This window comes from Acidovorax sp. SUPP2825 (assembly GCF_030158995.1).
Taxonomy (GTDB): domain Bacteria; phylum Pseudomonadota; class Gammaproteobacteria; order Burkholderiales; family Burkholderiaceae_C; genus Paracidovorax.
The window spans coordinates 72,324-85,010 of sequence record NZ_BQXK01000018.1 but is presented as its reverse complement, the minus strand read 5'-3'; the positions used below and the strand labels follow the sequence as shown (position 1 = coordinate 85,010).

Below are 12,687 nucleotides of genomic sequence, written 5' to 3'. Positions count from 1 at the left end.
TCACTCCTTTTGATTTCCGGGCGGCCGGCCCGGCGCGGCTTCAAACCGTCGAAACACGCGCATCTTTTCGATGCGGCGATATCGCGGCGCGAAGTCAGACGGCGGGGGCGTCATCGCCACCCGCGTACAGTTATTGACATGAATCCGAGTGCTCGCGGCTGCGCCGCTGCGCTGGAAAACCACTGCAGCCACAGCCAGCGCCTCGGCCTTGCCGCGCCCGCCCATGAGCCACTCAGCACGCTCCGACTCCACCTGCATCAGTACGCGGCGCTGGAAGTCCGGGGCCGCAGGGTTCATGACGTGGATGTGGTTGCGGAAGCACTCGACACCCTCCGACCACACGCCCACGGGGCGGTCCGGGCGAGCTTCGCCGTACCTGGTTTTTCCGCCCTGCACTTCCTTGATCAGCTTGATGCGCAAGGCCTTTCGACAGGTGTTCACACCGCCCTGCGCGAGTGCATATTTCTTCCAGGCCAGGGACTGCACTCCGGGCTCGACCTTGGCGACGTTCATCGCGCTAATGGCCTCGCGCAGCGGGGCCGGCGCGCTGTCCGGCACCTTGTCGGGATGCACGCGGCGCAACTCGCGCCACACACCCACGGGCGGGCCGCCGACCTGCTGAAACTGCCGGATGCGCCACTGCTTGGCCCAGGCCCGCACGCGCTGACTGCTGGCAATGGCAGGTTCGCCGTACAGGTCGTAGTCCACCCCGTGACCGTCGATGTTTTTGCTGATGTATTTGATGACGTAGCCGACCGCCGAGCCCTTGGCCCAATCGATCAGCTCGAAGTCCACCCGGTGCTTTTGCGCGCCCGGTTCGTGCGGCTCATCGCAGTCCAGAAAGTAGCGCCGCACCAGCTCCTGCAGAACCACGAAGGCATCGACACCATCCGTGCGCCGCGGCATGAACAACAGGACGTGCCAGTGGGGCGTGCCATCGTGCTGCGGCTCAGCGATCCGAAAGCCGTACCACTCCAGGCCCAGGCGGGCCGCCGCGGCGCGGCAGCGCGACCATTTGAGCGATAGGTTCTGCTGACCATCGCGCGGGCTCAATTCCTCATACCGCGGGTTGTCCACCACCCGGCCATCCTTGCGCGTGGTGGCCGCGTGGAACCGGCTGGCGCACGTCACGGTGACCATGCAGGCCCAGTGCCCAAGGTCTTTGGCGATCAGTTCGAAGCCGGCAATCCGGGTCAGCAGTTCCTGCCGGCGGATGGCCTGATTCGATACGCCCGTGGCGGCCAGTTCGGCCAGCTTGTACGCCTGCATGTGGTCGTTCACGGCCACAACGCTTTCCAGCACCGCAGCGCACCGCGCATCCTGCGCCCGGCTGCTGCGCAATGCATCATCCGAGCAGTACAGGCCCATGCCCTTGCGCACCATGCCTATGCTGACAGCCACGGTTTCACGGGTCCGACACAGGAGCTTTCGGTAGGCGCGCCGCCAGAACATCGGGCAGCACATGCGGGCCACCGCCGCCGCGCGCTGGGCCGGCTTGCGCCACACCCACAGGTCCAGCAGGCCACGGGCCGCCAGCAGGTGGCGCGCCGCAAAGGCCTGCAGCCTCAGGGCCACGTTCACCGCCCGCTCGCGGCCACGCACCACGGCGGCCACCAGCCCAAGCCGCCTATGGAAGTCACGGGCGGTAATGTCGGCCTGCGCGCAAACTTCGCTGTCTGAGGCGTCCGGCCTTAGGCCGCCCCTCTCAGCTTCCGTCAGGCGCCCCACCATCTCCGCCCAGCGCTCCATGACCGGCCACGTGGACATGCGCCCCAGGCGCTCCCTCAGGCGGTCCCGCCAGGAGTTCGGCCAGCGGGCCACCTGGGTGTTGATGCGGATGATCCGCTGAGTCATTTCCACGGAACCGTAGTAGTTCCGGGAGGCGCGGCCCGAGGTCATTCGGCACCGTCGAAACAGCCGCACGGCATTTCTACCGCGCGAAACTCATCCAGCAGATCGCCCTGCCGCGCCCGCTGCTCCCAATACTCAGCCGGCCTGTCTCCCCACTGGGTTCTAGGCCCGCCGTCCGGCTGCGGCCCGTGCGTTTCGGTAGCCACCTTTTCCAGCCGCTTGATTCGCGCGAACTTCTCCGGGCGCAACCGCGCCAAATCAACCACCTCCTGCACACGCGCAAACGGGCAATGCCAGCACCCGGACTTACCCGGCGAAGGCAACCCCTCCGCCTTGATGATCGACTCGCACCCCTCCCGGTCCACATCCAAATCCACAAGGGGCCGAACACGCCCTGGCATTCGATGCGCCTCCCCAGCGTCTACCCCGATCAACTGCACGCCGCCGCCCTGCGCCTCGACGTAGCGCTTAATCGGGTTGATCTTCCCCTCGACCGTGCAGCCCCGCAGCGTCCGGCTTCCCGTGACCCGCAGCCGCTCCCAGCGCTCCAACACGGTTTCCTTCGGCTTCACGACCTCCAGCACCTTGCCGACAGAAGCCAGCCAGGGGCCGAAGTGCCGTTCGATGTAGTCATAGGTTTCCGGCCGTTCGTCCCCGGTGTCGGAGAAGACAACGCGCCAGCCCGCGTACTGCGGCAGCGCGCCCCGCGCCAGCAGCACGGCGAGCGCGGTCGAATTGACGCCCCCGCCGTAGCTCAGCCAATACTGCGCGCTCATGCGAATGCGTCGTCAGGGAACCAGCGCACGGGGCGCTTGGGGCGCATGGCGTGTTCGCGCATGCGGGCCACGCTGAGGGCCTGGGCGGCCAGTTGGGCCTGATACAGCCGCTCCAGGCGATCCGCCTCTCCCTGGGCCGCCGAGCGGGTTGCACCCTCCCACACGGAGACCAGTCCGAGGGTTACGTGCGGGTAGGCCACGGCATAGCCGCCGGGCATGGCAACGACCGCGTACCTCATGTCCGACCCCGAGCTTCTAAGGCGGCGGCCTTGAGGGCCACGGCCAGGGCTTCGCAGACCGTGGGATCGACCAGCACTTCCGACGACAGCCAACCCTTGGTCACCACAACAGCAACCTCTCCAGGAAACATTTCTGAGACAGCAACGGACACGCGCACATCGGCGCTCAGGTGGATGCTTTCAAACATGGTTGCCACCGATCAGCAGCAGGTCGCGAGTAAGTAACCCATTCATGATTTCCCCTTTGATCCCGCCCCCTTAGGACCCCTGCCTAAGGAGGCAAGGAGCCGGGTGGGTTGCGCAATCAACCTAAGGAGGGGAACTGGAAACCTCAGACGATTCCCACCCGGCGAAGCGAATGTATTCGTAGGGTCTACGAATATCAACGACCCTCGAACTTGTGGCTCCTAAGATGCCGCACTACATTGACGCGCTTAAGGGGAACTGTTATGGAAAATTTGACCTTCGAATCCGTGCTTGACCGCATCAAGGAACAGCACGGCCTGAAATCCGATTACGCGGTCTGCAAAGCCTTCGGACTGAGCCCGCAGAACGTCAGCGGCTGGCGCAAGGGCCGATCCCATCCGGACGAAACAATGTGCGCAATCTTGGCCGAGGCGGCCGGCCTGGACCCCCTTGTTCTGGCCGCCGCCATGCAGGCCCAGCGCAGCAAAACCGCCCAGGCGCGGAGCATGTGGGAGCAGATCGCGGAGCGGCTGCAGATGGCCGCCCAGGGTGCCGTGGCTGCAGTTTTTGCAGTGGCAATTGCTATCGGGTTGATAGCACAGAGTGCCGATGACGCATGGGCCGGCGAGGTGCCAACTCCCAGGATTGAGCAGTCGGCGGTTTACATTTCGTATCTAGTGATGGATCAGTGCTGAGAGTTTGCATCGACCCATTCCTGTCTCGCGTCAGCCTGACGATCCTGTCTTGGCCGCCATATGTAGCTTGGGCCAACCCACGCGGCCGAACCAGGCGCCGCCCGCGATGGCCATTGCATTCATCGACCCATACACCACCAGCGCTACCGCCTGGGCCATGAACACTTGGATCAGCGTTCCGCCGGATTCCATCGCCCACCAGCCGCCGATGCCAGCGACCATCAACCGCGCAACGTTTCCGCCCACCGGCCAAGCCAGCCGCCCGGCGCCTTGTGACGCAAAGTACAGCGCCAGTCCCAGTCCGAAAAAGCCGTAGACCGGTCCTACGATCCGCAAATATTGGGCGCCGGCTTCCAGCATCGCGGGATCGGAACCGAACAGGCCAAGCCACGCATGGGGAAACAGCGCGGCGGTCACGCCGATGCCCTCGGTCAGTGCAAACGCGACGGCTGCGCCGATCCAGGTCGCGCGCAGCGCGCGGGCGCGGTCGCCAGCGCCCAGGCATGTGCCAACCAGCGTGACCAGTGGCGCCCCCAGTCCGAACACCAAGGGGACGAGGATGTATTCCAGCCGCGATGCCGTGCCATAGCCTGCAATGGCGGCCGGCCCGAAATGCCCGACCAGTCCCGTGGCGATGCCAATGGTGAGATTGGTGGCAAGCGTCGATACGGCGCCTGCAAGCCCAACCCGCAAGATGCTGCCGAACAAGGCGCCGCGCCATTGAAGCCCTTGGCGAGACAGCCGCAGCAAGCTGTGACGCGAACGCAGATACGCGCACAGCGCCAGCGTTCCGCCCAGGTAATACAACACCAGCGCCAGCGCGCCCCCGGCAATGCCCAGGCCGGGAATCGGCCCCCAGCCGAAGATCAGTACTGGCGACAGCGGCACGAGCAGCACCGTGCCGGCGGTTGTGATTTTGGCTGGCAGCGCCATGTTTCCCGTTCCGCGCACCACCGCCGACAATGCGTTGAACAGCCACACCAGCACCGCGCCGGCAAACACTGTGTGCGAATAGGCGAGCGCTGCCTCCAGCGACGCGCCCTCCCCGCCCATCGAACGGTAAAGCGCCGCCCCGCCCCACCACAGCCCCACCGTGAACAAAAAGCCGAAGGCGATGGCAATCACCAGCCCGGCCCACGCCAGCGATTGAGCCTGCGCAAGGTCGCGGCGGCCCAAAGCGCGGGCGATGGCGGACGCGATGGCACCGCCCATGGCTCCGGCAGACGTCATCTGCATCAACATGACGATGGGAAAGACCAGCGCCATGCCAGCCAGCGCATCAGTACCGAGTCGGCCGATGAACCACGTTTCGATGAGGCCCGCCGAAGCCTGCGCCACCATGATCAGTACGTTTGGCGCCGCCATGCGCAACAGCAAGGGCGCCAGCGGCGCCTCCAGCATGCGGCGGGTGCGGGGATCCAGCGGGGGCGGCTCTGACGCCGAAGAAGCCGAGGCCAGTGCAGGCGCGGATGTTGCGGTGGAAGACATGGCGACTCCGGTCAGGCGGGCTGTGCCACGGCTTTTGCGGGCCGGGCCGGCCGCTGGATCAGCAGCACCAGGCCGGCCGCCAGCAGGCAGGCCGCACCCGCCGCGTAGAGCGCCGGGGTGTAGGTCAGCAGCAGCGTGCGCGTGAGGCCTGCGCCCCAGGCGGCCACGGCCGCGCCGATCTGGTGGGCTGCGAAAATCCACCCGAAGACAAGTCCGACCTTTTGTGGACCGAACGTGGCGCCGGCTAGCTTGACGGTGGGCGGCACGGTGGCGATCCAGTCCAGCCCGTAGAACATGGCGAACAGGCCCAGTCCGTAGAACGTGAACTCGGAATGCGGCAGCCAGAACAGCGACAGGCCACGCAAGCCGTAGTACCAGAACAGCAGCTTGCGGTTGTCGTACCGGTCGGACAGCCAGCCCGACAGGACCGTGCCCACGAAATCGAACGCGCCCATCATCGCCAGCACCGACGCGGCGGGCACGGCGCCCATGCCGTTGTCCGCGCACAGCGAAATGAAGTGGGTCTGCAGCAGCCCGTTGGTGGACAAACCGCAGATGAAGAAGGTGGCAAACAGAATCCAGAACGTGCCGCTGCGCGATGCCTCGGCCAATGCCTTGAATGGCGTGGCGAAGTTCATCGCCATGGCCGGTGGCGGGGGCGTCGCCGCGGCCGGCGCCGTGTCGCCATAGGCTGCCAGGCCCAGGTCCGACGGGCGGTTGCGCACGAAGGCCAGCGCCATCATGCCCACTGCCGCGCAGGCGATGAAGATCGGCGCGATGGCGGAGCGCCAACCCCAGTGTTCGATCATCCAGGCCGCGAAGGGCAGGAACGCCAGTTGCCCCGTCGCTGCGCTGGCCGTCAGCAGCCCGACGACCAAACCGCGCCGTGCGACGAACCAGCGGTTGGCCACCACCGCGCCCAGAACCAGCGCCGTCAGGCCGGTGCCCAGGCCCAGCAGCAGGCTCCACAGAACGAACAATTGCCACAGCTGGCTGGCCAGCGTGACCAGCGCCATGCCGGTGCCCACCAGGGCGAGGCCCAGGCACATCACCGCCCGCAGGCCCCAGCGCTCCATCAGCACGGCGGCGAACGGCCCCATCAGCCCGAACAGCGCAAAACGCAATGCCAGCGCGGTGGAGATCTGGTCCGTCGTCCAGCCGAACTCCCTGGACAGCGGCTGCAGCATCGCGCCCGGCAGGCCCAGCGCCGCCGACATCGTCAGCATGGTCAGGAAGGTGATGCCGGCCACCAGCCAGCCGTAGTGGATGCCATGGCGCTGCAGCCAGCGTGCGGCGGAGTGGGACAGCATGGGCGGGCCTTTGGGTGAAGAAGGTATGGGGTGATAGCGGGGATGCCGTTCGGTCGAAACCGATCAGGGCTGCATGCCAGCAGCCGCGCCGACATCCAGCAAGCGCACTGTTTCGTCGAGCAGCGCGTGCAGGGCCGCCACGTGCGCCACGCCCAAGCGCTCGTTCAGCGCCTCTTGCGCAATGCGCCAATGGCGCTGCGCCTCCTGGCGCTTGGCGCGGCCCGATTCGGTGAGCTGCACGCTGCGGCTGCGGGCGTTGTCTCCCGCCGCCACCTCCACCCAGCCCGCGTCCTGAAGCGGCCGGAGGTTGCGGGTGAGCGTGGACGCGTCCATGCGCATGGCACGCGCCAGATCGCCCGGCCGCACGGGGCCCAGGTTCTGGATGTGCGAGAGCAGCGAATACTGCGTGGTCTTCAGCCCGGTCTTGCCGACCTCGGTGTCGTAGTGCTGCGTGACCAGGCGGGTGACCTGGCGCAGTTTGAGGTTCGTACAGCCTCGGGGTTTCTGGGGTGCATCCATGGCATATTATTGTATCTACAACAATTGCAGGTGCAATCAAAGGAGATGCCGATGGCGAAAGAAGACACGCTGGCGCAGAGGCTTGCGCAGGAACAGGCCGTGATGGAGCGAATGAACGCGGGCCCAGGTGCCGGCGTTGCCACGCCGGCGCAGATCGCCGGCAAGACCGGGCTGGAGGTCATGCAGTCCATGCTGGCCGGCCAACTGCCCTACCCGCCCATCGCGCAGACGCTGGACTTTTTGCTCATCGAAGTGGGCGACGGCGCGGCCATCTTCCAGGGCACGCCAGGCACGGCCCACCTCAACCCCATGGGCACGGTGCATGGCGGCTGGTTCGCCACCCTGCTCGACTCCGCCCTGGGCTGCGCCGTGCACACGCGCATGCCGGTGGGGCGCGGCTACACCACGGCCGAGCTGAGCGTGAACATCGTCAAGGCCCTCACGCCCAAGGTGCCGCGCGTGCGCGCCGAAGGCCGCGTGATCCATTGCGGCCGCCAGCTGGCCACCGCCGACGCCCGGCTGGTGGGACCGGACGGCACGCTCTACGCCCACGCCACGACGACGTGCCTGGTCTTCGAGATGCCGGCACAATCGCGGGCATGAGATTCCTCCACACGATGCTGCGCGTTGGCAACCTCCAGCGCTCGATTGATTTCTACACCAACGTCCTGGGCATGCAACTGCTGCGCCAGTCCGAGAACCCCGAGTACAAATACTCGCTGGCCTTTCTGGGCTTCGACGGCGGCAACCCCGGCCAGGCCGAGATCGAGCTGACCTACAACTGGGGCACCGAAAGCTACGACCTGGGCACGGCCTACGGCCACATCGCCCTGGGCGTGCCGGACGCCTATGCGGCCTGCGAAAAGATCAAGGCCGCCGGCGGCAACGTCACGCGCGAGGCGGGCCCGGTCAAGGGCGGCACGACGGTGATCGCATTCGTCACCGACCCCGATGGCTACAAGATCGAGCTGATCGAACGCAAGAACGACGTGGGCGCGGGAACCGGTTTGCGCTGACGGCGGCCAAAAGCTATATTTTTGATAGCACAATGCCCTAGTGAAACATGCGCTGGGCACCGATTTGACCTGGATCGAGAAACGACCGAGCGGGCGGGCGGCCTGATCCGCTTTCCTGGCCCATCGGCCCCTGCCTGTCCGTCCGCGCGGGCAGGCTTGGCCTTGGGCTCCAGCGGCTAGGCCTGTCCCTTGCGGGCCCACCGTGCCACCCACGGGCACGCCGCCACTGCCACCAGGGCCACCACCGCGCCAGCCAGCGCCACGCTGCCCACACCCCAGAGCGAAATGCTGGCGCCCCCCAGCATGGCGCCCAGCGCGATCCCGCCATTGGCCGCCGACACGTTGACCGTCCCGGCCAGCGCCTGCGCATCCGGCGCCGACTTCATCACCCGCAATTGGCAGATCGGATAGAGCGCCGTGTTGGCCACGCCCCAGACCGCCAGCGCGACGACCAACCCAATGGGTTGCCGCGCCAACCACACGACCGCCACCATGCCCACCGCCAGCATCGCGCTGAACTCGGCCGTCGTCGCCAGGGGCCTGCGATCCACCCACAGGCCGCCCAGCCAGTTGCCGATCAAACCCACCGCGCCAAAGCCCATCAGCCACCAGCCCACCTGCGATGACGGCACCTGCGCCACCTGCTCCAGCAGCTCGGCCAGGTAGGTATAGCCGGTGAACATCGCGGTGAACACCACCACGGACAGCATCGCATTGGCGATGAACGCCGGATGGCGCAGCAGGCGTGCCTGCGCCGCCAAGCCCACGCGCTGGCCGGCTTTCATGCGGGGCATGGCCATCTGCAGCAGCGCGGCCACCGCCAGCGACAGGGCCGCCAGGATCCAGAAGGCAGCGCGCCACCCCACCGCATCGCCGGCCAGGGTGCCCAGCGGAATGCCGAACAGCATGGCGCCCGAGATGCCCAGGTAGACTGTCGACACCGCCCTCCCCGCCCGCTGCGGCCCGGCCAGTTGCGCGGCGGTTTCGCTCGCCGTGCCCCAGAACACGGGCAAGGCCAGGGCCGGCACGATGCGCGCCAGCGCCAGTACCCAGAGATTGGGCGCCATCGCCGCGACGGCATTCGACACGGCAAAAAGCACCAGCACCGCCACGAACAGGCGCTTGCGCTCGATGTGGCCCAGCCACGCCGTCAGCACCGGCCCGCACAGCATCACCACCACGGCAAAGAGCGTCACCAACTGGCCGGCCGTGGAAACGGACACACCCAGCTCCCGGGCCAATGCCGGCAGCAACCCCACCATCAGGAATTCGGTGGTCACGATCACGAACGCGGACACCGCCAGCACGACGATGGACGATGCCCCGGCTTTCGTGCCGGTGGGTTCAGTGGTGAGGGGTTCTGTGGCGAGCGTGGGCATACGGATGGGGATGGGGAATGGGAAATGGGGATGGGCAAAGCCTTCTTCTGGCTGATCCGCCAGCTTATTCAATCCAGGGTTTCTTCTGTTGGATGCTTTTTCCTGATTCAATGGAGAAAAATTCTGCAATCGACCCCTGGAGGGCCCCACCATCGTGAACAGCTCGGAACGCCTCAAAGGCATCGACGTGTTTGTCGCCGTCGCCGCTGCCGGCAGCTTCGCGGCCGCGGCAGACCGGCTGAACCTCACCGGTTCCGCCGTCGGAAAATCCATCGCACGGCTGGAAGCGCGGCTGAGCACCCGGCTGTTCGAGCGCACCACCCGCAAGCTGCAGTTGACCGACGCCGGCACCGCCTTCCACCGGGTCTGCCTGCGCGTGCTGGAAGACATCGAATCGGCCGAACGCGTGCTGGCATCCGACACCGCCGAGCCGTCCGGCCGCCTGCGCGTGGACGTGCCCGCCACCTTCGGCCGCCGCCAGGTCATGGCCTGGCTTATGGCCTTTGCGGCGGATCACCCCGCGGTGCAATTGCACGTCTCGTTCACCGACCGCTTCGTGGACGTGGTGGATGACGGCATCGACGTCGCCGTGCGCATCGGCGGCGCCGACACCTGGCCCGCCAACCTGGGGCACCGGTTCCTCGGCAAGGAGCGCCTGATCTTCTGCGCCTCACCCGCCTATCTGGAGCGCAAGGGCGTGCCCGCCACGCTGGAAGACCTGCTGTCCTCGCACGACGCGATCACCTACGGCCGGGCGGACGGCACGGCAAGCCCCTGGCTCATTTCCCAGGGAGCCAGCCCGACCGAGCGGCGCGCGGTGGACAGCCGCATCGTCGTGGGCGACGGAGAGGCACAGCTCAACGCCGTGGTGGCGGGCCTGGGGGTCGCGCAGTTGGCGACTTGGCTGGCGGGGGAAGCGCTGCGTGCAGGGCAGTTGGTGCCGATCCTGCCGGACTACGATCTGGAGGGATTACCGCTGCACATCGTGTGGCCGCGCAGCAAGCGGCTGCTGCCCAAGGTGGATAGCTTGTTGGGCCACCTGGCGGAGCATTTGCGCGTGCGTTGAAATGGGATTCATGCGGGGAGAGGTCTCGAGTAATACGAGGGATTTAGTCCGATTGCCGCTTTTCGCCTTTGACGAGTGGATGTCGACTGTGCAGCGTTTGCGGCCAGTGGCCGCGCGCACGCGTGCTCGCCCTGTCCAGCATCAAGCAGTCGTTCCCTACGGCTACAGGGCGATGGCCCGACGGGCCACTCTACGAGGCAATGCAATCGAGAATGGCTCAAAGGTATTACCTATATCTGCGACACTGACTGATCGTCAATAAATCAAGGCCTGCGGCAGGGCCTTCAAACGCGCGGATGAATGTTCCCACGCTTCAATGGCACGAGCGCCTCTACCATCGCGATGCGCTGCGTGCCGGCCGTTACGCTGCGCTGGCAGATGCCGAGGGCTTTGATGCGATCTGCTTTGCGCTCGAGGCACTAGGCCTACGGCTTTTTGGTCGCAAGAAAAACCTGGGCCAGTACGAGCAAGCGCTTGCTGAATTGGCCAATGCGTCAGTCGTACTTTCTCGACTATCAGAGACGCATCCCGGACGTTTCAGCACCTTCTCGGCGCTTTTTGCGGTGGTTAAAAAAGCGAGGAACGACGCGATGCATACCGGTGTTTTCGCACGGCATGCGACGGCAGCAGCCATCGAACTCTGTATCGGCCTAGAAGAGGCACTCATGAAAGAACAGCAACTCCCTCGCCAGGCCGTCAAGGACTTCATGGTTAAGTCACCCGTCGTGCTGGAAGTTTGGCAGCCGGTCGCGTACGCACGGCAGCTGATGCTCACGCACTCCTTCTCGTTTCTGCCTGTCTTCAAGGATGGGTGGAAGCTGCTTTCTGAGAACGGTCTCGCCAGGTACATGCTGGCCAGCAAGGACTGGGCGGGGGCGCTCGCGCGCACGATTGATGAAGCTGCCCAAGAGCTCGACTTGCTGGAGGCTACCGTTGTTGGACCCACGGATGAGGTCCAAAAGCTCCTCGCGGATGACCTGGGAAAGGAAACGCGGCTTTGGCTTGTCGAAGAAAAGCAGGGCAGGCTCTGCGGCGTTCTTTCTCCTTTCGAACTGATGTAGCTGTCAAACCTTGTAGGCTCGTGGCTACAAGGACGAGCTGCGAGGCACTCAGCTAATGGTCCTGGAACGCCGGAAGGGCCAGCTTCGCAGCGTAAGGAGCCGGTCGCTAACGAAATGGGCACTCTTGAGGAGCGGCGTCGGGAGTCTGCGCACGGCAGAAATTCTGGCCTCGCGAACGCCGTCGGAAGCACTTTGAGCGACTGGACAATCCCTCTACAGCCCCCGGTCGCCCAACGCTAGGCCAGTACCCCACCAGATGCCTCTTCCGTCTCAAGAACGTGACGGCGCAGCTTGTCCGTCAACTCCCGCCGGCGAGCCTCGCCCGCGTGGTGAAGCTCCCTATGGCAGTTCGGGCAAACTGACGCGGCGTTGTCAGGGGTATCGGGGCCGCCGTTGGCTAGGTGCACGATGTGATGAGACTCAAGGTACGGCAACCCGTCCTTGTCTGTGAAGGGCGCTTTCTGGCGGCAGCACTCGCATAGTCCCTTCGAGCGCCGAAGTGTCCAGGCCTTAACGGCTGGATCGCGGTCGAAGACCATGCAAGGAGCCGGCCGCTGCAACGGCTTCCGCGCCCCCGCTGGGCGCTTCAGCGGGCCGGTCCTTTGGACCAGGGCGGCCGAGCGCCTCAATTCCGTTCGATCCGACTGTGGCTTGGCCGCCCGGCCAGCTAGGAGCTGAAGGAACCCCTGGTACGCACTGCTCAACTTGACCTGGCTGACGGCGTTCTGTCCGAATATGCGGAGGTCTCGAAGGGCGGGAATGGTGATGGGCGCCTCCCTTAGGTCGTACTGCCAGACCACGGCGCGGTGGTACTCCTCCGACTCCTTCGGATTGACGAGGTCATCCCCGTGAACCTCCACAACGACGTCATCGACTGCGCGCCCAACCGCCGCAATGCCACGCCCATTGACGTATAGCGCCAGCAGGTCGCCTTCGCGAGGGCGCTTCAGGCCGTTGCGGTATCGCTGACCACCGCTTGTGACGGCGATGCCCCTGTCAAACCAGTGATGCTCGGCGTCAACCGCATCGTCTTTGAGGTCAGTGTTGATGACGAAGAGATTCATGTTGGAGTTTTGCCTGTGGGGATCAGACGCACACGGT

General features: G+C 65.7%; 14 protein-coding genes. 5 read left to right on the top strand and 9 right to left on the bottom strand.

Features of this window, described 5'->3' with window-relative positions:
- From AVAK2825_RS19705 to AVAK2825_RS19690, 4 genes are read right to left on the bottom strand one after another with little or no spacing between them, the layout of a single operon-like run.
- On the bottom strand, positions 1 to 1,899 hold the full coding sequence (locus AVAK2825_RS19705) for a replication endonuclease (RefSeq protein WP_284402047.1): 1,899 nt from the start codon (positions 1,897 to 1,899) through the stop codon (positions 1 to 3).
- Positions 1,896 to 2,627, bottom strand: a complete 732-nt coding sequence (locus AVAK2825_RS19700; RefSeq protein ID WP_284402045.1) for an adenine nucleotide alpha hydrolase family protein — start codon at positions 2,625 to 2,627, stop codon at positions 1,896 to 1,898. Before AVAK2825_RS19700 ends, AVAK2825_RS19705 begins: the two co-directional genes overlap by 4 nt.
- Positions 2,624 to 2,866 (bottom strand): hypothetical protein, encoded by a 243-nt coding sequence (locus AVAK2825_RS19695; RefSeq protein ID WP_284402043.1) that lies wholly within the window; start codon positions 2,864 to 2,866, stop codon positions 2,624 to 2,626. The genes AVAK2825_RS19700 and AVAK2825_RS19695 overlap by 4 nt, the downstream gene beginning before the upstream one ends.
- The gene (locus AVAK2825_RS19690) at positions 2,863 to 3,054 is read right to left on the bottom strand and encodes a hypothetical protein (RefSeq protein ID WP_284402041.1); all 192 of its coding nucleotides are present in this window, start codon (positions 3,052 to 3,054) and stop codon (positions 2,863 to 2,865) included. Before AVAK2825_RS19690 ends, AVAK2825_RS19695 begins: the two co-directional genes overlap by 4 nt.
- A gap of 261 nt (positions 3,055 to 3,315) precedes the next feature.
- Between AVAK2825_RS19690 and AVAK2825_RS19685 the strand changes: the two genes are divergently transcribed.
- Positions 3,316 to 3,747, top strand: coding sequence for a hypothetical protein (locus AVAK2825_RS19685; RefSeq protein WP_284402039.1), 432 nt, complete (start codon positions 3,316 to 3,318; stop codon positions 3,745 to 3,747).
- A gap of 30 nt (positions 3,748 to 3,777) precedes the next feature.
- Here AVAK2825_RS19685 and AVAK2825_RS19680 read toward each other — a convergent pair whose 3' ends face one another.
- The 3 genes from AVAK2825_RS19680 to AVAK2825_RS19670 all read right to left on the bottom strand — a co-directional run bounded on the left by AVAK2825_RS19680 (position 3,778) and on the right by AVAK2825_RS19670 (position 7,064).
- Complete coding sequence (locus AVAK2825_RS19680) at positions 3,778 to 5,148, bottom strand: MATE family efflux transporter (protein WP_284402125.1); 1,371 nt, start codon at positions 5,146 to 5,148, stop codon at positions 3,778 to 3,780.
- Between the two features lie 98 nt (positions 5,149 to 5,246).
- Positions 5,247 to 6,545, bottom strand: coding sequence for an MFS transporter (locus AVAK2825_RS19675; protein ID WP_284402037.1), 1,299 nt, complete (start codon positions 6,543 to 6,545; stop codon positions 5,247 to 5,249).
- A gap of 63 nt (positions 6,546 to 6,608) precedes the next feature.
- Positions 6,609 to 7,064, bottom strand: coding sequence for a MarR family winged helix-turn-helix transcriptional regulator (locus AVAK2825_RS19670; RefSeq protein ID WP_284402035.1), 456 nt, complete (start codon positions 7,062 to 7,064; stop codon positions 6,609 to 6,611).
- Positions 7,065 to 7,115: 51 nt separating this feature from the next.
- On the opposite strand from AVAK2825_RS19670, the gene AVAK2825_RS19665 reads away from it, so the two are divergent.
- Both AVAK2825_RS19665 and gloA read left to right on the top strand, forming a co-directional pair.
- Complete coding sequence (locus tag AVAK2825_RS19665) at positions 7,116 to 7,667, top strand: PaaI family thioesterase (RefSeq protein WP_284402033.1); 552 nt, start codon at positions 7,116 to 7,118, stop codon at positions 7,665 to 7,667.
- On the top strand, positions 7,664 to 8,080 hold the full coding sequence (gene gloA, locus AVAK2825_RS19660; RefSeq protein WP_284402030.1) for a lactoylglutathione lyase: 417 nt from the start codon (positions 7,664 to 7,666) through the stop codon (positions 8,078 to 8,080). Before AVAK2825_RS19665 ends, gloA begins: the two co-directional genes overlap by 4 nt.
- A 176-nt stretch (positions 8,081 to 8,256) precedes the next feature.
- Here gloA and AVAK2825_RS19655 read toward each other — a convergent pair whose 3' ends face one another.
- Positions 8,257 to 9,459: an MFS transporter gene (locus tag AVAK2825_RS19655; RefSeq protein ID WP_284402028.1), complete on the bottom strand. Its 1,203-nt coding sequence runs from the start codon at positions 9,457 to 9,459 to the stop codon at positions 8,257 to 8,259.
- Between the two features lie 154 nt (positions 9,460 to 9,613).
- Here AVAK2825_RS19655 and AVAK2825_RS19650 point away from each other — a divergent pair, with 154 nt between their 5' ends.
- Both AVAK2825_RS19650 and AVAK2825_RS19645 read left to right on the top strand, forming a co-directional pair.
- Positions 9,614 to 10,525: a LysR substrate-binding domain-containing protein gene (locus AVAK2825_RS19650; protein WP_284402026.1), complete on the top strand. Its 912-nt coding sequence runs from the start codon at positions 9,614 to 9,616 to the stop codon at positions 10,523 to 10,525.
- 296 nt (positions 10,526 to 10,821) lie between these two features.
- On the top strand, positions 10,822 to 11,586 hold the full coding sequence (locus tag AVAK2825_RS19645) for a hypothetical protein (protein ID WP_284402024.1): 765 nt from the start codon (positions 10,822 to 10,824) through the stop codon (positions 11,584 to 11,586).
- Positions 11,587 to 11,822: 236 nt separating this feature from the next.
- Here the strand turns inward: AVAK2825_RS19645 and AVAK2825_RS19640 are convergent, their stop codons facing one another.
- Complete coding sequence (locus tag AVAK2825_RS19640; protein ID WP_284402021.1) at positions 11,823 to 12,650, bottom strand: HNH endonuclease; 828 nt, start codon at positions 12,648 to 12,650, stop codon at positions 11,823 to 11,825.
- Positions 12,651 to 12,687 lie beyond the last annotated feature (37 nt).

What these genes read in the sequence shown, in the direction of transcription:
- AVAK2825_RS19680 (WP_284402125.1), bottom strand. Translation starts at nt 5,148, where the DNA reads ATGCTGGAGGCGCCGCTGGCGCCCTTGCTGTTGCGCATGGCGGCGCCA.
- gloA (WP_284402030.1), top strand. Translation starts at nt 7,664, where the DNA reads ATGAGATTCCTCCACACGATGCTGCGCGTTGGCAACCTCCAGCGCTCG.
- AVAK2825_RS19665 (WP_284402033.1), top strand. Translation starts at nt 7,116, where the DNA reads ATGGCGAAAGAAGACACGCTGGCGCAGAGGCTTGCGCAGGAACAGGCC.
- AVAK2825_RS19655 (WP_284402028.1), bottom strand. Translation starts at nt 9,459, where the DNA reads ATGCCCACGCTCGCCACAGAACCCCTCACCACTGAACCCACCGGCACG.
- AVAK2825_RS19685 (WP_284402039.1), top strand. Translation starts at nt 3,316, where the DNA reads ATGGAAAATTTGACCTTCGAATCCGTGCTTGACCGCATCAAGGAACAG.
- AVAK2825_RS19645 (WP_284402024.1), top strand. Translation starts at nt 10,822, where the DNA reads ATGAATGTTCCCACGCTTCAATGGCACGAGCGCCTCTACCATCGCGAT.
- AVAK2825_RS19670 (WP_284402035.1), bottom strand. Translation starts at nt 7,064, where the DNA reads ATGGATGCACCCCAGAAACCCCGAGGCTGTACGAACCTCAAACTGCGC.
- AVAK2825_RS19675 (WP_284402037.1), bottom strand. Translation starts at nt 6,545, where the DNA reads ATGCTGTCCCACTCCGCCGCACGCTGGCTGCAGCGCCATGGCATCCAC.
- AVAK2825_RS19700 (WP_284402045.1), bottom strand. Translation starts at nt 2,627, where the DNA reads ATGAGCGCGCAGTATTGGCTGAGCTACGGCGGGGGCGTCAATTCGACC.
- AVAK2825_RS19690 (WP_284402041.1), bottom strand. Translation starts at nt 3,054, where the DNA reads ATGTTTGAAAGCATCCACCTGAGCGCCGATGTGCGCGTGTCCGTTGCT.
- AVAK2825_RS19695 (WP_284402043.1), bottom strand. Translation starts at nt 2,866, where the DNA reads ATGAGGTACGCGGTCGTTGCCATGCCCGGCGGCTATGCCGTGGCCTAC.
- AVAK2825_RS19705 (WP_284402047.1), bottom strand. Translation starts at nt 1,899, where the DNA reads ATGACCTCGGGCCGCGCCTCCCGGAACTACTACGGTTCCGTGGAAATG.
- AVAK2825_RS19640 (WP_284402021.1), bottom strand. Translation starts at nt 12,650, where the DNA reads ATGAATCTCTTCGTCATCAACACTGACCTCAAAGACGATGCGGTTGAC.